Here is a 21,484-nt window from a genome sequence, read left to right as displayed (position 1 = left end):
GATGGCTAGATATTAGGCATTTCCCTGATATCAATAAATATCAGGATCCACAATGATTAATTTTGATTCGGACAATAAAATAAGCTGATTGCGTAAGAATTCAGCAAAGAAACGGGAGACTATGTCATGGATCGCTTGCAGTCGATGCGTGTGTTTTCCAAAGTGGTGGAGCTCGGCAGCTTCGCGCGTGCAGCGCAGCAGCTGGAAATGTCCAACGCGGTGGTCACGCGCTATGTGGCCGACCTGGAAAGCCACCTCGGCACGCGCCTGCTCAACCGGACCACGCGCAGCCTGTCGCTGACCGATGCCGGCGAGACCTACCTGCAGCGCTGCCAGCAGATCCTCGAAGACGTTGAAGAAGCCGAAAGCGTGGTCACGGCGCGCAGCCAGTCGCTGTCCGGCACGCTGCGGCTGGTGACGCCGGTGATGTTCGGCCTGCACCTGCTGCCCGAGCTGCTGTCGCGCTTCCAGCAGCTTTATCCGGACGTGGTGTTCGACGTGATCCTGTCGGACCGCAATGTCGATATCGTCGAGGAAGGGCGCGATGTCGCGGTGATGCTGTCCGACCTGGGGCTGGGCTCGCACCTGGTGGCACGGCCGCTGCTGTCGGCCGAGGTGATCCTGTGCGCCTCGCCCGGCTATGTCGCCGCTCATGCGCCGATCCGCCATGCCCATGAGCTCAGCCACCATCGCTGCATCGCCATGCGCCTGCCCAGCGCCGAGCACGAGTGGACGCTGCTCGGGCCGGAAGGCGAGGTCACCGTGCCGATCCGTCCGGGGCTGCTGTGCAGCAACGCCGAGCTGGCGCACCAGGCCGCGCTGGCCGACATGGGCGTGGCCATGCTGTCTTCCTACCTGGCGCGGCCCAATATCGAAGCGGGCCGGCTGGTGCGCGTGCTGCCGCAGTACCAGTTGCCGCGGCGCGATGTCAGCGTGGTCTATCCGAGCCGCAAGTTCCTGCCCACCAAGGTGCGCGCCTTTATCGATTTCCTGCTGGAAGAGGGGCAGGTGCGCGGCAAGGACGAGCAGCCGGCCGTGACCGTTGGCGCCCACGCCTTGCGCACCTGAACCAGCGTACGGGCTGCCTCCCGCGCAAAGCAAAACGCCCGGCAACGCCGGGCGTTTTGCATAGGCGGCCGCGCTTACTCGCCGGCCGCTGCCGCGCGCGTCTTCTTTGCCGCGGCGGTCTTGGCGGGTGCCTTCTTGGCTGCGACCTTCTTCGCCGGCGCCTTGGTGGCAGCGGTCTTGGTCGCGGTCTTGGTGGCAGTCTTGGTTGCCGGCGCCGCTTCGGCTTCCGCCGCGCCGCGCGATGCCGCCTTGGCCGGGGCCTTGGCCGCCGTCTTGGCGCCGGCCTTGGGCTCGCGCACCTCGAACTCGAAGCCGATCTTGCCGTCCGGCTGCTTGACCAGGAAGGCCTTGAAGTTGCGGCCGGTGCGCGACGACTTGAAGCCGGTCAGCAGGTCGGTCTTGCCTTCGTTGAGCAGCTTGCCGATCTGCTCGCGGCTGATTTCCTGCTGCAGGATGATCTTGCCGGTGGTGAAGTCGCAGCTCTTGGGGCTGGTGGTGCTGTTCTCGCAGACGTACTTCATGCCGTGCTCGAACACCGAGCCGCCGCACTTCGGGCAGGTGCCCACCGGCTGCTGGCCGCTGAAGTCGACCGGCTCGCCGTCGTTGTCGTCGTCATTCTGGCCGAAGTCGAACTCCATCTTGTAATGGCCTTCGTCGTCCTTGCCCAGCTTGAGGATGGCGGCGAACGGGCGGCCCATCTTGCTGCGGAAGCCCTGCAGCGGACCGATCTCCTTCTTCAGCAGCAGCTCTTCGACTTCCTCGATCTCGAACTGGCGGCCACCCGGAATCTTGCTGATCGAGAATTCGCACGCGGTGCAGGCAAAGCGGCGGTAGTTCTCCTTGACCTGGCCGCCGCACTGCGGGCACGGCGTGTCCAGCGTGGCGTAGTCGCCGGGGATGGTGTCGCTGTCGTATTCCTTGGCGCGCTTGACGATCTGCTGCGTCATCTGCGCGATCTCGCGCATGAATTCGTCGCGCTTGAGGCGGCCGCGCTCGATCTGCGACAGCTTGTGCTCCCACTCGCCGGTCAGTTCCGCCTGCGTCAGCTCCTGCACGCCCAGGCCGCGCAGCAGCGTCATCAGCTGGAACGCCTTGGCGGTGGGGATCAGCTCGCGGCCTTCGCGCACCAGGTATTTCTCGGTCAGCAGCCCTTCGATGATCGCCGCGCGCGTCGCCGGCGTGCCCAGGCCCTTGCCGGCCATGGCTTCGCGCAGCGCGTCGTCGTCGACCAGCTTGCCGGCGCCTTCCATCGCCGACAGCAGCGTGGCTTCGTTGTAGCGCGCGGGCGGCTTGGTGGTCAGGCCGACGCCCTCGACCTTGTCGGTCTTGACCTTTTCATCCTTGGCCACCGGCACCAGGTTGGCGGCATCCTCCTTCCCATCCTTGCCCTGCGCTTCCCGGCCGTAGATCACCAGCCAGCCCGGGTTGACCAGCACCTTGCCTTCGGTCTTGAAGTGGTGGCCGGCAACTTCCGTGATGCGCGTGGTGACCTGGAACTCGGCCGCCGGGAAGAACACCGCCAGGAAGCGGCGCACCACCAGGTCGTACAGCTTCTGCTCCGGCTCCGACAGGTTCTTGGGCGCCTGCAGCGTCGGGATGATGGCGAAGTGGTCGCTGATCTTGCTGTTGTCGAAGATCCGCTTGTTCGGCTTGACCCAGCCCTGCGCCAGGATCTTCTTGGCGTGCGGCAGGTAGTTGGGCGAGCTGTCGGCGAGCATGTCCATGGTCTGCTTGACCGTGTCCATGTAGTCCTCGGGCAGCGCGCGCGCGTCGGTACGCGGATAGGTCAGGACCTTGTGCTTTTCATACAGCGCCTGCGCCAGGCCGAGCGTGTTCTTGGCCGAGAAGCCGAAGCGCGAGTTGGCCTCGCGCTGCAGCGTGGTCAGGTCGAACAGCGCCGGCGACTGCTGCGTCGACGGCTTGGATTCCTCGGTGACGGTGCCGGGCTTGTCGCGGCACGCGGCGACGATGCTCTTGGCCTCGGCCTCGCTCCACAGCCGCGAATCGCGCGCCTCGGGGTCGAACTCGTTCTTCTTGAACTTGGGATCGAACCAGCGGCCCTCGTACAGGCCGGCGGCGGCGATGAACTCGGCGCGCACTTCCCAGTAGTCGCGCGGCACGAAGTGCTTGATCTTCTCTTCGCGCTCGACCACGATCGACAGCGTCGGCGTCTGCACCCGGCCCACGGTGGTCAGGAAGAAGCCGCCGCCCTTGCTGTTGAACGCGGTCATGGCGCGCGTGCCGTTGATGCCGACCAGCCAGTCGGCCTCGGAGCGGCAGCGCGCGGCATCGGCCAGCGGCAGCATGTCTTCGTCTTCGCGCAGCGCGGCAAAGCCGTCGCGGATCGCCTGCGGCGTCATCGATTGCAGCCACAGCCGGCGCACCGGCTGCTTTGCCTTGGCCTGCTGCGCGATCAGGCGAAAGATCAGTTCCCCTTCGCGCCCCGCGTCGCAGGCGTTGATCAGCGCGGTCACGTCCTTGCGCTTGATCAGCCGGTTCAGCACCTTCAGGCGCGACTCGGTCTTGGCGATCGGGCGCAGGTCGAAGTGCGGCGGGATCACCGGCAGGTTGGCGAAGCTCCACTTGCCGCGCTTGACTTCGTATTCGTCCGGCGCGGCGATCTCGACCAGGTGGCCGACGGCGGAGGACAGCACGTAGTCATCGCTCTCGAAATACTCGTCGTGCTTGGTAAACCCCCCGAGGGCACGGGCGATATCCGCCGCGACCGACGGCTTTTCCGCGATGATGAGGGCTTTTGACATGGGAAGGGTCCTTGCGGGCTGCATCCGGCAACCCGCTAATTGCACTGCAAACGTAGTAATCAGAACGCCGGGGGGCTATGAGGCGCCAATAATAAGCGCGCTTTCGACGGCGGTGCAAGCCAGCCTCATGGCGGCCCGGTTGCCGTCGCGCGCGCCGCCTAGGTGCCGCCGCGCCCCCCGCCAAGCAGCCAGTCCAGCACCTCGGGCACGTCTTCCGCGGGCGCTGGCATGGCCGCGCCGCGCGTGAGCATGCGCTCGAGCACCTCGATATGCGGCAGCAGGGAGCCATAGAACTGCGGCGTCCCCCCCGCGGCCGGCTGCACCAGCACGGTCGGGAAATTCTCGATATCGATATCGCCCAACGCATCGGCATGGGTCTCGATATCGATCCAGACAAAGCAATCATCCGGGTGGCGCTCGGCCAGCGCGGTCAGCGCCACCAGGTAGTCCCGGCACGTGCCGCACCACTGCGCGCACAGGCAGGCCACCAGACGGCCCTGCGGCCGCGCCGCCAGGCAGTCGGCAATGGCGCCGGCGTCACGTTCAGGAAAGTAAACGGTCATGGCATCGGAAACATGAGTTGCCCGCGACACACGGACAGCCGGCGATTGTATCGGTATTGCGTTGACGCCCCCGCGCGGCCATCACGCAAGGCGCCGGAACAGGTTTCCCGGTAGACGCTCGGCATGCCCGGTCAGTTCCAGTTCCAGCAGGCGCGCCACGGCGGCTTCGGGAGGCTGGCCGCTGCGCTCGCACAGCGCATCCAGCGTAACCGGATCGTAGCCGAGGGCGGCCAGCAGGGGGTCGGCGGCATCGGCAAATTCAGACTGGTCCGAAGCCGGAGGTGAAGCCACGGCCTGTGCCGGCGGCTGGCCGAGCACCGGTGCGATCGGTCCCAGGTTGATTTCCTCCAGCACGTCTTCGGTGCGCTCCACCAGCTTGGCGCCCTGGCGGATCAGCAGGTGGCAACCCTGCGACAGCGGCGCGTGGATCGATCCCGGCACCGCGAACACCTCGCGCCCGAGCTCCGCGGCCAGTCGGGCGGTGATCAGCGAACCCGATCGCGCCGCGGCCTCCACCACCAGCACGCCGTGCGCCAGTGCCGCGATGATGCGGTTGCGGCGCGGGAAGTTGGCCGGCAAGCCCTGCATGCCGAGCGGGAACTCGGTGACCACGGCGCCGCGCTCGGCAACCTCATGGGCCAGGGCCGCATTGTCAGGGGGATAGATCCGGTCGGCCCCCGTACCCGTGACCGCGACGGTGCCGCCGCAGCCAAGCAGGCCGCCGGCATGGGCGGCGGCGTCGATCCCCAGCGCCAGGCCGGAGATCACCGTCAGGCCCGCGTCGGACAATTCGCGTCCGAACGCCTGCGCATCGCGCTTGCCCTGCGCGGTGGCATTGCGCGCGCCGACGATGGCGACTGCCGGGCGTGCCAGCAGCGCGGGATCGCCTTTGATATATAGCAGCGGCGGCGGATCGTGCAGGTCGAACAGGCGGCGCGGGTAGGCGTCGTCGGCCAGCGTCAGCAGGTGGTTGCCGGGCGCGCCGAGCCACGCCAGCGTGCGTTCGACCAGCGCCGGCAGTCCGGCCCCCGGCGCGGCCAGCACCGCGCGCGCCAGCCTGGCCGGAACCACGGCGGACAGCGCCGTCACACTCTGCGCCAACACCTGTCGCGGCAGCCCGAACGCCGCCAGCAGCAGGCGCACCGCAACCGGGCCGACGCCCGGGGCACAGGCCAGTTGCAGCCATGCCTGCAGGTCATCGGCGTCGCGGATGGCGGCTGGCGCGCCGGCGCCGGCATGGCAAGGGGATGGGGCGCAGACAGGCGCCGCCGGGGATGTCACCAAGAACGGCTCAGCGCGGCGAGGTGGCGCGGTCGCCGACCGCGATCACGTTGGAGGCATCGGTAACCAGCGCATACGAGACGCCGGGAAACACGCGGAAGACAAAGGCCAGCCCGTAGCGCTCGTCCGGCAGCCGGATGGCGCGGTTGCTGTCGGTCTTGTCGGTCACGGTTTCGCCGGTGCGCGACAGGGCCAGCACGTGGCCCGGCTCTACCCCCGCCTGGCTGCCGAGGTTGAGCACCACCACCTGCCTGGCGCCACCGAACTCGACCCCGCCGTAGACCTTGGCGACGCGGCCGTCGAGTTGCGCATCGGGCGCGTGCGGCACGTAGCGCAAGGCTTCGCGCGCGGGCTGCGGCATCAGCAGCGTGCCGACGCCCATCTCCTGCCTGGCCAGCGTGACCTGCAGGGTCGAGACCGCGTCCGGACCCTGCGCGCCGCGCGCCAGCCGCACATTGCCTTCATATTCGGCTTCGTAGCCGAGCACGGCCTGGGTCACCGGATCGCGCACCGGGGTAAGCGGGCGGTAGGCCTGCCAGTCGCTGCCCTGCGGCGCGTCCGCGGGGATGCCGCGTGCGTAGCCGGTGTCGTCGCGGCCCAGGATGACGCGCGATTCCGACACCGCCACGATGCGCGCCGAGGTGTCGAGCGTGCCCTGGTCGACCACCAGCGGACGGATCAGGAAGGGTTCGATATCGGCAGCCGGGATGCTCAGGATGGCGGCGCCGTCGGCGGCGCCGCTGCGCATCTGCGGCGACAGGCGCACGGTGTCGCCGCCGCCCGGCGTGGTCGACAGCCAGGCTCGCCCGTCGCGCTGGATCAGATACAGGATCTGGCCCGGATAGATCAGGTGCGGATTGCGGATCTGCTGCCGGTTCATGCCCCACAGCTCGGGCCAGCGCCACGGCTGGCGCAGGAAGCGGCCCGAGATGCCCCACAGCGTGTCGCCGGCGCGCACCGTGTATTGCGATGGCGCGTTGGCGGCAAGGTCGGCCACGGGAATTCCGTGCCGGTAGGTACGCTCGGCTTCGGCCTGCTGGGCCGCCGTGACCGTCAGGTCGGCCGCCAGTGCCGGCAACGCGGCGGTGAAGGCCGCGGCACTCGCCGCGGCACTCAGTAACGGATAAGCAAGAAATCTGGGGATGAACGCGTGCAGCCTGCGGCCCGACGCCGCCTGGTGTTCTTTGGTAAGATCGCGCATTTTCCTGACCGGCCGGTGGTTCGGCCGGATTGACCCGGGAGAGCGTGCCTGTTGCGGCGCGCCTTGAATTTTTGTACTTGCGCCCCGATTCTGCATGTAAACATCCGCCGCCGCAACGCGGCCCGGTTGCCGGCAGCGGCCGGCGTTGCGCCCCAGCATCATGGCAAAACTCGACATCCTGACCTACCCCGATCCCCGCCTGCACACCGTCGCCAAACCCGTGGCCGCGGTGGACGACCGCATCCGCCAGCTGGTCAAGGACATGGCGGAAACCATGTACGAAGCGCCCGGCATCGGCCTGGCCGCGACCCAGGTCAACGTGCACGAGCAGGTGGTGGTGATCGACGTCTCGGAAACGCGCGACCAGCTCCAGGTCTTCATCAACCCGGAGATCGTCTGGGCCAGCGACAACCGCAAGGTGTGGGAAGAGGGCTGCCTGTCGGTGCCCGAGGTCTATGACCGGGTCGAGCGCCCCGACCGCGTGCGCGTGCGCGCGCTCAACGAGAAGGGCGAGAGCTTCGAGCTCGATGCCGACGACCTGCTGGCGGTCTGCATCCAGCACGAGATCGATCACCTGCGCGGCAAGGTCTTCGTCGAGTACCTGTCGCCGCTCAAGCTCAACCGTATCAAGAGCAAGCTGCAGAAGCGCGAACGCACCCGCATGTAAGCCGCAACGGCGGCAATAAAGATGTAACAGCGCGCCGGAATCCGGCCACCCGCGCGCGGCAGCGGCGCAGGGTCTGTTATCTTTATGACTTCCGAAGAACCACGATACCGGCCGCTATAGCGGCCGGTGCCATTTCAGGCCACGGAAACCTGCCATGTCCCAAGCCAGCCCCTTGCGTGTCGCCTTTGCCGGCACGCCCGAGTTTGCGCGCGTCGCGCTGGAAGCCATCCACGCCGCCGGCTTTCCGGTGGTCGCGGTGCTGACCCAGCCCGACCGGCCCGCCGGCCGCGGCATGCAGCTGCAGACCAGCCCGGTGAAGCAGTTCGCCGTCAGCCATGGCCTGGCGCCGGTGCTGCAGCCGCGTTCGCTGCGCCGCCAGGGCAAGTATCCCGAAGAAGCCACCGCCGCCATCGACACGCTGGCCGGCCTCGCGCCCGATGTCATGGTGGTAGCGGCCTACGGCCTGATCCTGCCGGCCGAGGTGCTGACGCTGCCGCGGCTGGGCTGCCTGAATATCCACGGCTCGCTACTGCCGCGCTGGCGCGGCGCCGCGCCGATCCACCGCGCCATCGAGGCGGGCGACGCCGAGACCGGCATCACGCTGATGCAGATGGACGAGGGCCTGGACACCGGCGACATGCTCACGCGCGAGGCAGTGCCGATCGGCGCGGACGACACCACCGGCACGCTGCACGATACCCTGGCCGCGCTCGGCGCGCGCATGATCGTCGACGCGCTGCGGCAGCTGGATGCCGGCCGGCCGCTGCCGGCCACGCGGCAACCGGAGCAGGGCGTCACCTACGCCGAGAAGATCGCCAAGGACGAAGCGCCGCTGGACCTGCGCCGCCCGGCCGCCGAGCTCGCCAACCAGGTGCGCGCCTTCAACCCGTTCCCGGGCGCCACCGTGCAGGTGGGCGACACCGTGATCAAGTGCTGGCAGGCGGTGCCGCTGGCGGCGGCCAGCAGCCTGCCGCATCCGCCCGGCACGGTGCTGGCGGCCGATGCCGCCGGCATCCTGATCGCGTGCGGCGAGGGCAGCGCGCTGCAGGTCACCGAGCTGCAGAAGCCGGGCGGCCGTCGCCAGCCGGCGCAGCAGTTCCTGCAAGGCCTGCCGCTGCCGCCCGGCACGCGCTGCGTGGTGCCCGGCAACGGCGCTGCGGCAGCCTGAACAGGCAGCCCTTTGCCGCACATGACGCTTGAAGTGCCGCGCACGGCGCCCCCGTCCCTGCGGGTGAGCAACATTGCAAAGGCCGTTGCACGGCCGTTGAATTTTCTGCGATCGGCCCCGATCTAACGGGCATCGCGCCAGCTTTTCGTGGGCGCGTCACGATTACACGGAGATCACCGCAATGTTCAACTGGGTCAAGACCTTCATGCTGATGGCGGCCATCACGGCGCTGTTCATCGTCATCGGCGGCATGATCGGCGGGCGCAGCGGCATGATGTTCGCGCTGCTGATCGCGCTGGGCATGAACTTCTTCTCCTACTGGTTCTCGGACAAGATGGTCCTGCGCATGTACAACGCGCAGGAAGTCGATGCCGGCAGCGCGCCGCAGTTCTACGGCATGGTGCAGGACCTGGCGCAGCGCGCCGGCCTGCCGATGCCGCGCGTCTACCTGATCAACGAAGACGCGCCCAACGCCTTTGCCACCGGCCGCAACCCCGAGCATGCCGCGGTCGCGGCCACCACCGGCATCCTGCGCGTGCTGTCCGAGCGCGAGCTGCGCGGCGTGATGGCGCACGAGCTGGCCCATGTGCGCCACCGCGACATCCTGACCTCGACCATCGCCGCCACCATGGCCGGCGCGATCTCGGCGCTGGCCAATATGGCGATGTTCTTCGGCGGGCGCGACGAGAACGGCAACCGCACCAACCCGATCGCCGGCATTGCGGTCGCGATCCTGGCGCCGCTGGCGGCCTCGCTGATCCAGATGGCGATCTCGCGCGCGCGCGAATTCGAAGCCGACCGCGGCGGCGCCGAGATCAGCGGCGACCCGCAGGCGCTGGCCAGCGCGCTGGACAAGATCCACCGCTACGCGCAGGGCATCCCGTTCCAGGCGGCCGAGGAACATCCGGCCACGGCGCAGATGATGATCATGAACCCGCTGTCCGGCGGCGGCATCGCCAACCTGTTCTCGACCCATCCGGCCACCGAGGAACGCATCGCGCGCCTGATGCAGATGGCCCAGACCGGCACCTACCCCGCCTGAGCCGCCGGAAATCCGGGGCGCGGCGCCGCCACAAGGTAAACTGCCCGCTGTTCCGCGTGGACCGGCGGGCTTTTTTTGGCCCGCGCCCCGCGCCTTCCCGATTCACGCCTGACCCGCTGCCTGATCCGCCGCCTGACCGATATGCGCCTGCCTCCCGATTCGCTTGCCTTCCAGATGCTTGGTGCCGCAGCCGCGGTGCGCGCCGTCAGCGAAGGCACGGCCTTGCCCCAGGCGATCGAAGACGCCGCCGCGCAGCTGAAGCTGGATCGCGTGCGCGATGCCGCCACGCGCGGCGCGCTGCAGGACATCGCCTACCGCACCATGCGCCAGTTCGGCACCGCGCGCGCGCTGGTGACCAAGCTGGTGACGCGGCCGCCCGGCGCGCAGGTCGATTCGCTGCTGGCGGTGGCGCTGGCACTGTTGCTGGAACACGGGCCGGGCCCGCGCGAGCGGCACGACGGCGCCGACCCGGCACGCCATGATGCCGACGCCGGCCGTCCGGGCTACAGCACCTTCACGGTGGTCGACCAGGCCGTCAGCGCGGCCGCTTCCGAACCCAAGACTGCGCATGCGCGCGGACTGGTCAACGCGGTGCTGCGCCGTTTCCTGCGCGAGCGCAAGGCGCTGCTGGCCGAGGTCAACCGCGACGAGCAGGCGCGCTGGAACCTGCCGCCGTGGTGGCTGCGCATGCTGCGCGAGGCCTACCCCGACCAATGGATGGCGCTGGCCGCCAGCGCCAATGTGCGCCCGCCGATGACGGTACGCGTCAACACCGCGCGCGTGTCGGTGCAGCAGTACCGCACCGACCTCGCCAACGCCGGCCTGGCCGGGCACGTCGTCGGTCCGCAGGCGGTGCGCCTGGTGCGCGCGGTGCCGGTGAACCAGCTGCCCGGCTTTGCCGAAGGCGCGGTCTCGGTGCAGGACGCCGGCGCGCAACTGGCCGCGCCGCTGCTCGAGGTTGCCGACGGCATGCGCGTGCTCGATGCCTGCGCGGCGCCCGGCGGCAAGACCGGACATTTGCTGGAGCTGGCCGATATCGAAGTGACCGCGGTCGAAAGCGATCCGCAACGCGCGACACGCATTGGCGAGAACCTGGCGCGGCTGGGCAAGTCGGCAAAGATCGTGGTCGGCGATGCCAGCCGGCCAGCCGACTGGTGGGACGGACAGCCCTTCGACCGCATCCTCGCCGACGTGCCGTGCTCGGCCTCGGGCATCGTGCGGCGCCATCCCGATATCCGCTGGCTGCGCCGCGAAACCGATATCGCCAAGCTCATCACCGAGCAGCGCCGCATCGTCTCGCAGCTGTGGCCGCTGCTGAAGCCGGGCGGCATCCTGGTCTATGTCACCTGTTCTATTTTCCCAACGGAGGGCGAGGAGCAGGCGCGCTGGTTTGGTGAGCAACTGGCAGATGCGATACGATTGCAGGCGCCGGGACAGCTGCTGCCCGGCACCCATGCAACGCTTGCCGCGGGCGCGGACGGTGACAAGGCCACCCTTGACAGCACCGTTCGCACCGACGGTACCAGCCTGCCATCCGATCACGATGGCTTCTTCTACGCCCGCTTCCAGAAACGCGCCTGATCTGATCCGATGCCGAGCACGCCGCGCCTGTCAGGCTTTCGCGTTGAAGTGGACCTCCGCCGCAGAGTGCTGGCGCGCTGGGCCCTAGCGCTGCTGCTGGCGCTGGCCGCCGCGCTGTGGCTGCCGCGCGCCGCACAGGCGCAGGTCATCGAGGCCACCGAGGCCCGCATCGAATACCAGGACGGCGGCTTCGAGCTTGCCGCCAGCTTCGACTTCGACCTGCCGCCCGCGCTCGAGGACGCGCTGCACAAGGGCATCTCGCTGTATTTCGCGGTCGACTTCCAGCTGTCGCGCTCGCGCTGGTACTGGTTCGACGACAAGCCGGTCAACACCACCCGCAGCGTGCGGCTGTCGTACCAGCCGCTGACGCGCCAGTACCGCATCTCCACCGGCGGCCTGCAACTGCCGTTCACGCGGCTGAAGAGCGCGCTGCAGTTTATCCAGCGCGTGCGCGGCTGGCGCGTGTTCGAGCGCAACGCGGTCAAGCCCGGCGAGACCTACAACGCCGAAGTGCGCATGCGGCTGGACCTGTCGCAATTGCCCAAACCGTTCCAGATCAATGCCGTCAACACGCGCGACTGGAACCTGGCGTCCGACTGGCGGCGCTTCACCTACACCGTGCCGACCGACCTCAGCACGCCGCCCGCGCCGCCCGCGCCGCCGCCGCAACCGCCGGCAGCGCCACCCGCATTGCCTGCATCTCCCGCCGCGCCCGCACTGCCTGCCTCTCCGACCATGCCCGCGCCCGCACCGTCTCCGGCCTCGCTGCCTGCCGCGGCCAATGAGCGCGGCCTGATGGAAGGACGCGGCCTGTATCTGCAGGCCGCTTCGTTCGCGCTGTCGCCGGCGATGCTGGCGCAGCCCGCGCCGGGCCAGCCATGAGCAACCCGTTGTGGGACAGCCGGTTCCGGCGCGTGCTGTACCGCGTCGTGGCCGGCATCATCGTGTTCCTGGCGCTGGTGCTGGTGGGCCTGCTGGCCGGCGCCTCGGCCAATACCGAATTCTTCGATCGCTATTTCACGCTGCTGTTCAAGGTGAACCTGGTGATCGGCGCGCTGCTGGTGCTGACCGTCGGCGCGCTCGCGGTCACGCTGTGGCTGCGCTATCGCCGCGGCAAGTTCGGCACGCGGCTGATGACCAAGCTCGCGGTGTTCTTCGGCGTGGTCGGCGTGCTGCCCGGCGTGCTGATCTACCTGGTGTCGCTGCAGTTTGTCTCGCGCAGCATCGAGTCCTGGTTCGACGTGCGCGTGGAAACCGCGCTCGAGGCCGGCCTGAACCTGGGGCGCTCCACCATCGACAGCTCGCTGGCCGACCTGCAGGTCAAGGCGCGGCTGATGTCCGAGCAGCTGGCCGGCGCCTCCGGCGTGGCCACCTCGCTGCAGCTGAACCGGCTGCGCGAGCAGTACGGCGTGCAGGAAGCCGCCATCTTCACCGGCAGCGGCCGCGTGCTGGCAAGCGCTTCCAGCAACTATGCCTCGCTGGTGCCGGACCTGCCTTCCGGCGTGCTGGCGGAACAGGCGCGGCTGGCCGGCGGCTATGCCGCAGTGGAGGGCGGCACCGATCCTTCGAGCGATGTCGGCCAGGCTGCCGAGCGCGTCGACAGCAGCCACCTGTACCGCCTGCGCGTGATCATTCCGCTGGGTGCGGCGCCGGGACCCGCGCAGGATTCGGTCGGCGCCGCTAGCGCACCGCGTGCGCTGTCGCGCTCGCCGCGCTGGGCCGGCTCGGGCCTGTCGGTGGAGCGCAGCCCGGAAGATTCGCCGTCGAGCGGCTTCGGCCTGGTCGGCGAAACCGTGCGCGAAGAGCGCTACCTGCAGGTGCTGCACCCGGTGCCGGCGGTGCTCGCGCGCAATGCCGACGAGGTCCAGCGCGCGTACCAGGAATACCAGGAGAAGGCGCTGGGCCGCACCGGCCTGCGCAAGATGTATATCGGCACGCTGACGCTGACGCTGTTCCTGGCGGTGTTCATCGCGGTGATGCTGGCGCTGCTGCTCGGCGGCCAGCTGGCGCGGCCGCTGCTGATGCTGCTGCAGGGAACCAAGGAAGTCGCAGAGGGCGATCTGTCGCCCAAGCGCGAGCTGAAGAGCCGCGACGAGCTCGGCATGCTGACGCAGCAGTTCAACCAGATGACGCGCCAGCTGGCCGAGGCGCGCCTGGCGGTCGAAGAAAACCGCGCCGCGTTGGAGCAGTCGAAGGCCTACCTCGAAAGCGTGCTGCAGAACCTCACCGCGGGCGTGCTGGTGTTCGACCGCCGCTTCGTACTGATCACCGCCAACCCCGGCGCCGAACGCATCTTCCGCCAGCCCTTCGGCGCGGTGATGGGCCTGCCGATGGAGCAGATCCCGGGCATGGGCACGTTCGGCGAGATCGTGCGCCAGGCCTTCTCGGACCAGAACACCAGCGAGGTGCTGGGCGGCGCCGAGCACTGGCAGAAGCAGATCGAATTGCCGCAGGGCGAGGAGCAGCCGCTGACGCTGCTGGTGCGCGGCGCGCGCCTGCCCGGCGGCGAGCGTGACGAGCCCGGCTATGTGATCGTCTTCGACGATATTTCCGATGTGATTTCCGCTCAACGCTCGGTGGCGTGGGGCGAAGTGGCACGGCGCCTCGCGCACGAGATCAAGAACCCGCTCACGCCGATCCAGCTCTCGGCCGAGCGCCTGCAGATGAAGCTCTCGCCCAAGCTCGAGGGCACCGATGCCGACGTGCTCAAGCGCGGCGCCGCCACCATCGTCAACCAGGTGGCCGCGATGAAGCGCATGGTCGATGATTTCCGCGACTACGCGCGCACGCCGCCGGCGGTGCTGCAATCACTGCAGCTCAACAGCCTGGTGGCCGAGGTGCTGCACTTGTACGGCATCGACGATCCGGCGGTGCACGAGCACCCGGTGATCCATCCGACGCTGGGCAGTGCGCTGCCCGAGATCAAGGGCGACCCGACGCAGCTGCGCCAGGTCATCCACAACCTGCTGCAGAACGCGCAGGACGCGGCCGCGGAGAACGTCGCGGCCGGTAGGGCCGCGCCCCATATCACTCTGCACACCGAGACTGTAGAATACAAAGATTCTGCCGGCGAGAACCGGCAGGCCGTCAAGCTCACCATTGCGGACAATGGTCCCGGTTTTGCACCACGCATCCTGAGCCGTGCGTTCGAGCCTTATGTGACCACCAAAGCCAAGGGCACAGGTCTCGGGCTCGCGATGGTAAAGAAGATCATTGACGAACACGGCGCGCGCATCGAACTGCGCAATCGCATGGAAGGTGCCGAGATCGTCGGTGCGCAGATCTCGATCCTGTTCGTTAAACTGGCATAGTCAACATTGGCGTCCGGTCCCGGAACGCTGCGGTGGGGTTAAGAGGGGAAGTATGGCAACCATCCTCGTAGTCGATGACGAAATGGGAATCCGGGAGCTGCTCTCGGAGATCCTCAGCGACGAAGGCCATGTGGTCGAACTCGCGGAAAACGCGCAACAGGCGCGCGATTACCGTGCGGCGGGCACGCCCGATCTGGTGCTGCTCGATATCTGGATGCCCGATACCGATGGCGTCACGCTGCTCAAGGAGTGGTCCGCGCAGGGACAGCTGACCATGCCCGTGATCATGATGTCGGGCCACGCCACCATCGATACCGCGGTCGAGGCCACCAAGATCGGCGCGCTCAATTTCCTGGAAAAGCCGATCGCGCTGCAGAAGCTGCTGTCCGCGGTGGAACAGGGCCTGGCCCGCGGCATCGAACGCCCGCGCAGCACCGCCACGGCCGCCGCCGCACCCGCCACTGTGCCGACAGCGGAACCCGGCACGGCCGCCACCGCGCCCGAGGCCATCGCCGAAGCCGCACCCAACGGCAACCCGGCGCGCGTGCCCGAAGCCGAGATGCAGTTCTCGTTCGACATGCCGCTGCGCGAAGCGCGCGACCTGTTCGAGCGCGCCTATTTCGAGTACCACCTGCTGCGCGAACACGGCAGCATGACCCGCGTCGCCGAGAAGACCGGGCTGGAGCGCACCCACCTGTACCGCAAGCTCAAGCAGCTCGGCGTGGAGCTGGGCCGCAACAAGCCTGAGCCGGCCGAACACTGACGCAGTGGCCTACATGACGCTTGACTGGTCCTGAAAGACCCGTTATAGTTTCGCTTCTTTGGCCCGGTAGCTCAGTCGGTAGAGCAGAGGATTGAAAATCCTTGTGTCGGCGGTTCGATTCCGTCCCAGGCCACCAGAACACGAAAAGCCCGGCTCTTGCAGCCGGGCTTTTTGCATTGGGGCGGCTCACTCTCTCGTGAGCCGTGCCAGGCCTTCCGCGCCGCCCGGCGACACATCTGCATCCCACCCACATCGCATTTCTCCGAACCGCTAGACACGGCTGACCGAAGTCAAGGTTGCCTTGCGCGTGCCCGCACATCGTGACGCTCTCGTCAGCAGGAAACCCTTGCCGGCTGCAGCCGACAGGGAATTTTCGTATTGGCAAATACTCCTTGTCCCGCCTATTTAACGTCTATACAATAAATTGATGCCGCTCGTGTTTGATCCGGTCAAGGATCTCGCCAACCAGATCAAGCACGGGGTACCGCTCGCATTGGCCGAAGCGTTCGAGATGGACGGTGCGCTGATACGCGACGACCTGCGGTTTGCATACGGTGAAGGGCGGGTGATCGCGACCGGGCTGATCGGCACCCGTGTGTTTGTGATGGTCTACACGATGCGAGGCGAGACGATGCGCGTGATCAGCTTGCGCAAAGCCAATCGCCGCGAGGTATTGAAGTATGTCAACGAAACGCAGAATCCATATCCCGACTGACGCCGAAGACAAGGCCCTGACCCGCGCAGCGCAGGCCGATCGGGACAACCCGCCGCTTACCGATGCCGAGCTGGCGCGCCTGCGTCCGGCGCGTGAAGTACTGCCCCGGCTGGTCGGCGACAAGGCAGCGCAGGCGCTGCTGCGGCCCCGCGGACGTCCGGCGCTGCCGGAAGGCCAACGCAAGGTGACGCTGAACATGCGTTGCGACCGCGATGTGGTCGAGGCTTTCAAGGCCACTGGCGATGGCTGGCAGACGCGCATCAACGATGTGCTGCGTGCCTATGCCAAGTCGCACCGCATGCTGCCAAGCCGCTGATGCGGCCGTCGTTTTGCCCGGCGCGCAACACCCAATCCAGAAGTAAAAATCTTCTACTTGGCAGCCGATCCATGTCTCTCTAGGATGCCCTGACGCACCGCCGCCAGGCGGGGCGGGCCAGGCCGGCCAAGCCGCATCGCAATGCGCAGCCATAACGCGGATACCCCGGCCCGGGGCCGATACTTTCTTACCGGGGGTTGGATGGACACACTGATCGGGACGGACAAGCACTGGCCGCCGCAGACCGCGGCCGGCGAGCGTGGCTTGTGGAAGAGCACCGTGGCGGCGGCCAGCCAGGCGCTGGGGGCGGCGGGGCGGATGCAGCAGGCGGTGTCGCAGACGCTGAAGCTGCAGAACAAGATCCGTGCGCTGCGCGACGAGCTGCATCAGATGGAAGCCGAGCGCGATGTCTACCGCGAGCTGCACGCGCGCACGGTGGAAGAGCTGCACCAGGCCATCGACCGCAGCCCCGCCGAAATCAGGCGGCTGCGCGCCGAGACCGACTCCATGCAGGTGCGCCATCGCGCCTACAAGCTGCTGGTGCAGCACTACATGCGCATCGGCACGCCGATCGATCCGGCCGTGTTTGCCGAACAGCGCAGCCGCGTGCAGCAGCACATCCTGTTCCAGCGCCGCAAGGGTATCCCGGTGGCGAATATCGTGGTCGAGGATATTGCGTTCCTGTTGCGCTGAATGACGCTGATTTTGTTCTGAGCGGCGCGATTCGAAACCCGGCGTCAGCACACAACATCGCCGGCGCGCATTGACGCGCCCTGGCCGCGGCGGAACACTGTCGCGACCGCGCGCGCAGCCGCTGCGCCGCGGCGTTGCCCTGCCCAGGGCAACGACCTGCCACCGTTCGAGGCGTCGTCTCAGGCGACGTTGTCTATCTTGCTGCTGCGCGCTGTCCCCATCGTTTCCACCACCGGTCCTGGTACGAGTCCACGGGCGTGCCTTGCTCGCGCCCATGCTTCGCGCCGCTGCGCCGGCCCAGCGCAGCGATGAGTACGCTGGCACGCCGCCTGGTGGCGGAAGGACTTGGCACGGCGCTGCTGGTGGCGATCGTGGTCGGCTCGGGCATTCGTGCCGAGCGCCTGGCTGCCGGCGATACCGCGCTCGCGCTGCTGGCGAACTCGCTCGCCACCGGCGCCGGGCTGGTGGCGTTGCTGGTGTCGCTGGGTCCGGTCTCGGGCGGGCATTTCAACCCGGTGGTGAGCCTGTCGGCGCTGGTGCAGGGCGCGCTGGCGCCGCGCGATGCGCTGCGCTATGTGCTGGTGCAGCTGGCGGGCGGCGTCTGCGGCGTGCTCGCGGCGCATGCCATGTTCGGTGAGCCGGCACTGGCGTGGTCGGCGCAGAGTCGCACCGGCGCGTCGATGTGGTGGAGCGAGTTCGTGGCCACCTTCGGCCTGGTCGGCGTGGGCATCGGCACGCTGCGCAGCCGCCCGCAGCTGGTGCCGTTCGTGGTGGCCGGCTATATCACCGCGGGCTACTGGTTCACGTCGTCGACCTCGTTCGCCAATCCCGCGCTGACGCTGGCCTGCGCGCTGACCGATACCTTCACCGGGATCCGGCCGCAGGATGTGCCGGGCTTCGTGCTGGCACAGATCGGCGGCGGGCTGGCGGCCACGCTGCTGTTCCACTGGCTGTTGCGCAAACCCGCCGCGGTGGCACCGGCGCCGGTCAGGACCCTGAGCGGCGCAACCACCAGCGCAACTACCACCGCAACTACCAGCGCCGATTGAGCTGCACGCCGAAGATCGAGCCGCTCGGCTGCGACGCCCACGCGTCGGCCGGCGCGGTGTAGCCGATTCCATCCACATCGCTGGCGCGGCTGTAGGTGTAGAAGGCGCGCAGGTTGGCATTGCCGGCCGACTTGCCCAGCGTCAGCGTCGGCGCCACCGTCAGCGCGGTGCGCTGGCCGCTGACGCCGAAGCCGGACGAGATCTGGTCGTGCGAGACCTCGAAGTTCAGCCGGAACTGGCTGCTGGCCACGTACGCGGGACGCAGGCGCGTGGTGGTCCACTGCAGCGTGCCGACCGGCGAACGGTCGAACTGCAGGCTCTGCTCGACCGCACCGCTCAGCCCCCAGCGGCTCTTCCATTCGATCGAGTCGGCCACGCGCGTGCGCGACAGCGACGGTCCCATGCCGGTATAGCCGGTCATGGCGTTGCGCGAACCCGAGCCGAACTGCACCCCGAGCCGGTTGGTGCCGAACAGCACGCCCTTTTGCTCGTGCAGCGCCGACGCCCACCATGCCCCGCCCGGATCCTCCACCAGCGGCTGGGCTTCCACCCGCGTGAAGCCGAGCTGGACCGAACCCTGTTCATTGGTGGGGATCGGCGCGGTGCGCAGCGAGTGGTAGCTGGGCAGGTTCTGGCCGTTCTGGTCGGCGCGCGCGGTGTACTGGTAGCTCAGGCCGATATCGCCGATCAGCTTGGCGTTGTCGACGCCGAAGCGCATCGCCGTCGAATTGGGCGGCAGCAGGCCGGACGACATCAGGAACGGCGCGTTGTCGCGCCGGCCGGCCCACATGGTGGCGCCGTCCAGCACCGCCAGCCCGCTCACCGCCGTATAGAACTGCGGCACCAGCGCATAAGGATCGATCGCCGCCGGGCGGCCGTTGACGGTGGTGGCGTCGGTGCCGCGCGCCTGCGCGATCAGCATCACCTGGGCGCCGCCGTCGAGGTCCAGCACCGACTCCCGGATCCGGACCTCGCCCGCGCTGCGGCACGCCAGCCCGCTGCCGATGCCGGTGGACAGCGCGCCGCCGGGGCAGGCGCGCATGGTCGACGGGCGATCCTCGACCGCGGCGCGGCCGCTGTAGCTCAGGCGCCACACGGATTCGCCCGCCGGGTCATCGGCGGGCAGCTGGGAATGCAATACCGGCGGCGCGTCCGACGGGGTGCCGGCGTCCGCCGCGCCTTGAGCCGGGGCAGGGGACGTCTCGGCCTGGAACTCGCCAAGCCTGGGCGGGAACAGCACCAGCGGCGGTGGCGGCGGGGCCGGGGGTTCGGGTGGGCCGACGAAGTCGGGATCGACCGGTGCCGGGGCCGCGGCGACGCTGGTGTCCGCCGAAGCGGGTACGGTGACGCTTGCCGCGGGCGCCGCTTCGCCGGCGATCAGCGCGGCGAGCGGATCGTCGGTGGTGGCCGGCGCGGGCGCTTGCGCTTGCGCTTGCGCTTGCGCTGTTTCGATGGTCGCCGCTGCCACCGCTGGGGCTGGCGCCGCCGCGGACGCAGTGACCGTTGCCGGCACCGCTGGCCGCGGCGCGATGCGCGGCGGCTGCAAGGCTGCCGCGGATTCGTCAGCGCCTGTCAGCGGAGCGCCGGTCTGCGCGCATGCCGCCAGACCCCAGGCGGCCAGCACGGCAAAGCCGACGCGGCGCAGCGGCACGCGACGGCCTGCGCAAGCGCCGCGCGGCTTCAGGGAGAGTCGACGAGAAAAAGCAGCCAATTGGTACGGCAACGGGGCAATTCAGCGGGCAACGACGATATCCGGCAGGCAGGGCTCCGGAGGCGGGACTGTTTTTTATCAGCCGAGACCATTTGACCGCAAGCCGGGTTACAAAATCCATCACACCGTGCGGCGTCTCACAATACGAAAAACAGCGGAAATGACGCAATCGACTAGCGAAAACCCGCACTTGCGCGGGGCCCCGTGCCGAAAGGGCCACCGCTATAATCGGCTGGCTTGTCTTTCGGGTAAGACAGCCCTCGGCCGTGGGCGCGGTTCCAGCGTCCGGCCTGCAGGGCACGCCGCCGTGCCCGTTCGCCACAGGCACTGCGCTGCGCAGGCCGCCGTACCCCGGCGGCCGGTGCGTCACGGTCTGGCGCGCGGCCTCATGCAGGCCGGCGCCCGCATCCGAATCAATATCTATAAGAGGAGAAGTGGAGATGGAACGTCGTTCCTTTCTGTTGAAAGCGTCGGCCGTGGCTGCCACCGGGGCACTGGCCGCGTGCGGCAAGGGTGAAGAGAAGGCAGCGCCGGTCGCCGCCAGCGGTCCGGCCGCGCCGGCCGTAGTGGGCAGCAACCCGGCCGTGGAATGGCGCCTGGCCTCGAGCTTTCCCAAGTCGCTCGACACCATCTACGGCGGTGCCGAGCTGCTGTCGGCCCGCGTCAAGGAACTGACCGACGGCAAGTTCAACATCAAGGTCTTTGCCGCCGGTGAAATCGTGCCGGGCCTGCAGGTGCTGGACGCGGTGCAGAACAACACCGTGCAGATCGGCCACACCGCCGGCTACTACTATTTCGGCAAGAACCCGACGCTGTGCTTCGACACCACCATCCCGTTCGGCCTGACCGCACGCCAGCAGAACGCCTGGATGATGCAGGGCAACGGCATGAAGCTGATGCGCGAGTTCTTCAAGGAATACAACGTCGTCAACTTCCTGGGCGGCAACACCAACGCGCAGATGGGCGGCTGGTTCCGCAAGGAAATCAAGACCGTGGCCGACCTGCAGGGCCTGAAGTACCGCATCGCCGGGTTTGCCGGCGTGGTGCTGTCGCGCCTGGGCGTGGTGCCGCAGCAGATTGCCGGCGGCGACATCTACCCCGCGCTGGAGAAGGGCACCATCGACGCGGCCGAGTGGGTGGGTCCGTACGATGACGAGAAGCTGGGCTTCTACAAGGTAGCGCCGTTCTACTACTACCCGGGCTGGTGGGAAGGCAGCGCGCAGCTGTCGTTCTACGCCTCGGCCAGCGAGTTCGAGAAGCTGCCGGCGCTGTACAAGCGCGCGCTGGAAACCGCCACCATCGAGGCGCACACCAATATGATGGCCAAGTACGACACGGTCAACCCGCAGGCGCTGGCGCGTCTGCTGGAAAACGGCGTCAAGCTGCGTCCGTTCTCCAGGGAGATCATGGAGGCCTGCTTCAAGGCGACCCAGGAGTCCTACGCCGACGAAACCGCGAAGAACCCGTCGTTCAAGAAGATCTACGACGACTGGCGCGTGTTCCGCAACAACCAGGCGGCCTGGTTCAACGTGGCCGAGCAGGGCTACGCCCAGTTCAGCTTCGCGCGCAAGCTGTAAGCCGCTTGGCGCCCGG

18 protein-coding genes and 1 tRNA gene are annotated in these 21,484 nt (G+C 68.2%); 14 read left to right on the top strand and 5 right to left on the bottom strand.

The features are described from left to right. Window positions 1–126: 126 nt before the first annotated feature. Window positions 127–1,068 carry a LysR family transcriptional regulator gene (locus A2G96_RS00945; protein ID WP_062795937.1) on the top strand — a complete coding sequence of 314 codons (942 nt, stop codon included), beginning with the start codon at window positions 127–129 and terminating at the stop codon, window positions 1,066–1,068. A gap of 74 nt (window positions 1,069–1,142) precedes the next feature. On the opposite strand, the gene A2G96_RS00940 is transcribed toward A2G96_RS00945, so the two are convergent. The 4 genes from A2G96_RS00940 to A2G96_RS00925 form a co-directional block, all read right to left on the bottom strand. Beyond that, a complete protein-coding gene (locus A2G96_RS00940; RefSeq protein WP_062795934.1) occupies window positions 1,143–3,830 on the bottom strand; it encodes a DNA topoisomerase III in 2,688 nt (895 codons plus the stop codon). A 158-nt stretch (window positions 3,831–3,988) separates the two neighbouring features. Then, entirely contained in the window at window positions 3,989–4,393 is a 405-nt protein-coding gene (locus A2G96_RS00935) for a thioredoxin family protein (protein ID WP_062795932.1), read from the bottom strand. 81 nt (window positions 4,394–4,474) lie between these two features. Then, window positions 4,475–5,677 carry a DNA-processing protein DprA gene (gene dprA / locus A2G96_RS00930; RefSeq protein WP_062795930.1) on the bottom strand — a complete coding sequence of 401 codons (1,203 nt, stop codon included), beginning with the start codon at window positions 5,675–5,677 and terminating at the stop codon, window positions 4,475–4,477. Between the two features lie 7 nt (window positions 5,678–5,684). Beyond that, entirely contained in the window at window positions 5,685–6,875 is a 1,191-nt protein-coding gene (locus A2G96_RS00925; protein ID WP_062795928.1) for a LysM peptidoglycan-binding domain-containing protein, read from the bottom strand. A gap of 160 nt (window positions 6,876–7,035) precedes the next feature. On the opposite strand from A2G96_RS00925, the gene def reads away from it, so the two are divergent. The 12 genes from def (at window position 7,036) to A2G96_RS00865 (ending at window position 18,180) form a co-directional block, all read left to right on the top strand. Then, window positions 7,036–7,542 carry a peptide deformylase gene (gene def / locus A2G96_RS00920; protein ID WP_018005004.1) on the top strand — a complete coding sequence of 169 codons (507 nt, stop codon included), beginning with the start codon at window positions 7,036–7,038 and terminating at the stop codon, window positions 7,540–7,542. 154 nt (window positions 7,543–7,696) lie between these two features. Continuing rightward, on the top strand, window positions 7,697–8,710 hold the full coding sequence (gene fmt / locus A2G96_RS00915) for a methionyl-tRNA formyltransferase (protein ID WP_062795926.1): 1,014 nt from the start codon (window positions 7,697–7,699) through the stop codon (window positions 8,708–8,710). A 181-nt stretch (window positions 8,711–8,891) separates the two neighbouring features. Continuing rightward, on the top strand, window positions 8,892–9,752 hold the full coding sequence (gene htpX / locus A2G96_RS00910; RefSeq protein WP_018005006.1) for a zinc metalloprotease HtpX: 861 nt from the start codon (window positions 8,892–8,894) through the stop codon (window positions 9,750–9,752). A 141-nt stretch (window positions 9,753–9,893) separates the two neighbouring features. Beyond that, on the top strand, window positions 9,894–11,333 hold the full coding sequence (gene rsmB, locus A2G96_RS00905; protein WP_062801992.1) for a 16S rRNA (cytosine(967)-C(5))-methyltransferase RsmB: 1,440 nt from the start codon (window positions 9,894–9,896) through the stop codon (window positions 11,331–11,333). A gap of 9 nt (window positions 11,334–11,342) precedes the next feature. Continuing rightward, entirely contained in the window at window positions 11,343–12,215 is an 873-nt protein-coding gene (locus A2G96_RS00900; protein WP_082818809.1) for a DUF4390 domain-containing protein, read from the top strand. Continuing rightward, complete coding sequence (locus tag A2G96_RS00895; protein ID WP_062795924.1) at window positions 12,212–14,644, top strand: sensor histidine kinase; 2,433 nt, start codon at window positions 12,212–12,214, stop codon at window positions 14,642–14,644. The genes A2G96_RS00900 and A2G96_RS00895 overlap by 4 nt, the downstream gene beginning before the upstream one ends. Window positions 14,645–14,696: 52 nt before the next feature. After that, on the top strand, window positions 14,697–15,407 hold the full coding sequence (locus A2G96_RS00890; protein WP_062795922.1) for a response regulator: 711 nt from the start codon (window positions 14,697–14,699) through the stop codon (window positions 15,405–15,407). A gap of 60 nt (window positions 15,408–15,467) precedes the next feature. Then, a tRNA-Phe gene (locus tag A2G96_RS00885) sits at window positions 15,468–15,543 on the top strand. 291 nt (window positions 15,544–15,834) lie between these two features. Then, window positions 15,835–16,122 carry a BrnT family toxin gene (locus A2G96_RS00880; protein ID WP_062795920.1) on the top strand — a complete coding sequence of 96 codons (288 nt, stop codon included), beginning with the start codon at window positions 15,835–15,837 and terminating at the stop codon, window positions 16,120–16,122. Further along, complete coding sequence (locus A2G96_RS00875; RefSeq protein ID WP_082818808.1) at window positions 16,088–16,438, top strand: BrnA antitoxin family protein; 351 nt, start codon at window positions 16,088–16,090, stop codon at window positions 16,436–16,438. Before A2G96_RS00880 ends, A2G96_RS00875 begins: the two co-directional genes overlap by 35 nt. A gap of 201 nt (window positions 16,439–16,639) precedes the next feature. Further along, window positions 16,640–17,131 carry a hypothetical protein gene (locus tag A2G96_RS00870; RefSeq protein ID WP_062795918.1) on the top strand — a complete coding sequence of 164 codons (492 nt, stop codon included), beginning with the start codon at window positions 16,640–16,642 and terminating at the stop codon, window positions 17,129–17,131. Window positions 17,132–17,439: 308 nt separating this feature from the next. Next, complete coding sequence (locus A2G96_RS00865; protein ID WP_062795916.1) at window positions 17,440–18,180, top strand: aquaporin; 741 nt, start codon at window positions 17,440–17,442, stop codon at window positions 18,178–18,180. Here A2G96_RS00865 and A2G96_RS00860 read toward each other — a convergent pair. After that, the gene (locus A2G96_RS00860) at window positions 18,164–19,831 is read right to left on the bottom strand and encodes a carbohydrate porin (RefSeq protein ID WP_062795914.1); all 1,668 of its coding nucleotides are present in this window, start codon (window positions 19,829–19,831) and stop codon (window positions 18,164–18,166) included. The two genes, A2G96_RS00865 and A2G96_RS00860, sit on opposite strands and share 17 nt — an antisense overlap. A gap of 500 nt (window positions 19,832–20,331) precedes the next feature. On the opposite strand from A2G96_RS00860, the gene A2G96_RS00855 reads away from it, so the two are divergent. Then, window positions 20,332–21,468, top strand: a complete 1,137-nt coding sequence (locus A2G96_RS00855) for a TRAP transporter substrate-binding protein (RefSeq protein WP_062795912.1) — start codon at window positions 20,332–20,334, stop codon at window positions 21,466–21,468. The last annotated feature ends 16 nt before the right edge of the window (window positions 21,469–21,484 follow it).

This window comes from Cupriavidus nantongensis, from assembly GCF_001598055.1.
Taxonomy (GTDB): domain Bacteria; phylum Pseudomonadota; class Gammaproteobacteria; order Burkholderiales; family Burkholderiaceae; genus Cupriavidus; species Cupriavidus nantongensis.
This window is presented reverse-complemented; position numbering and strand designations above follow the sequence as displayed.

Excerpts from the sequence above, each read along its gene's own strand:
- def (WP_018005004.1), top strand. The coding sequence starts at position 7,036 with ATGGCAAAACTCGACATCCTGACCTACCCCGATCCCCGCCTGCACACC.
- A2G96_RS00870 (WP_062795918.1), top strand. The coding sequence starts at position 16,640 with ATGGACACACTGATCGGGACGGACAAGCACTGGCCGCCGCAGACCGCG.
- A2G96_RS00895 (WP_062795924.1), top strand. The coding sequence starts at position 12,212 with ATGAGCAACCCGTTGTGGGACAGCCGGTTCCGGCGCGTGCTGTACCGC.
- htpX (WP_018005006.1), top strand. The coding sequence starts at position 8,892 with ATGTTCAACTGGGTCAAGACCTTCATGCTGATGGCGGCCATCACGGCG.
- A2G96_RS00875 (WP_082818808.1), top strand. The coding sequence starts at position 16,088 with ATGTCAACGAAACGCAGAATCCATATCCCGACTGACGCCGAAGACAAG.
- A2G96_RS00925 (WP_062795928.1), bottom strand. The coding sequence starts at position 6,875 with ATGCGCGATCTTACCAAAGAACACCAGGCGGCGTCGGGCCGCAGGCTG.
- A2G96_RS00900 (WP_082818809.1), top strand. The coding sequence starts at position 11,343 with ATGCCGAGCACGCCGCGCCTGTCAGGCTTTCGCGTTGAAGTGGACCTC.
- A2G96_RS00865 (WP_062795916.1), top strand. The coding sequence starts at position 17,440 with ATGAGTACGCTGGCACGCCGCCTGGTGGCGGAAGGACTTGGCACGGCG.
- fmt (WP_062795926.1), top strand. The coding sequence starts at position 7,697 with ATGTCCCAAGCCAGCCCCTTGCGTGTCGCCTTTGCCGGCACGCCCGAG.
- A2G96_RS00880 (WP_062795920.1), top strand. The coding sequence starts at position 15,835 with ATGCCGCTCGTGTTTGATCCGGTCAAGGATCTCGCCAACCAGATCAAG.
- A2G96_RS00855 (WP_062795912.1), top strand. The coding sequence starts at position 20,332 with ATGGAACGTCGTTCCTTTCTGTTGAAAGCGTCGGCCGTGGCTGCCACC.
- A2G96_RS00935 (WP_062795932.1), bottom strand. The coding sequence starts at position 4,393 with ATGACCGTTTACTTTCCTGAACGTGACGCCGGCGCCATTGCCGACTGC.
- A2G96_RS00890 (WP_062795922.1), top strand. The coding sequence starts at position 14,697 with ATGGCAACCATCCTCGTAGTCGATGACGAAATGGGAATCCGGGAGCTG.
- A2G96_RS00945 (WP_062795937.1), top strand. The coding sequence starts at position 127 with ATGGATCGCTTGCAGTCGATGCGTGTGTTTTCCAAAGTGGTGGAGCTC.
- A2G96_RS00940 (WP_062795934.1), bottom strand. The coding sequence starts at position 3,830 with ATGTCAAAAGCCCTCATCATCGCGGAAAAGCCGTCGGTCGCGGCGGAT.
- rsmB (WP_062801992.1), top strand. The coding sequence starts at position 9,894 with ATGCGCCTGCCTCCCGATTCGCTTGCCTTCCAGATGCTTGGTGCCGCA.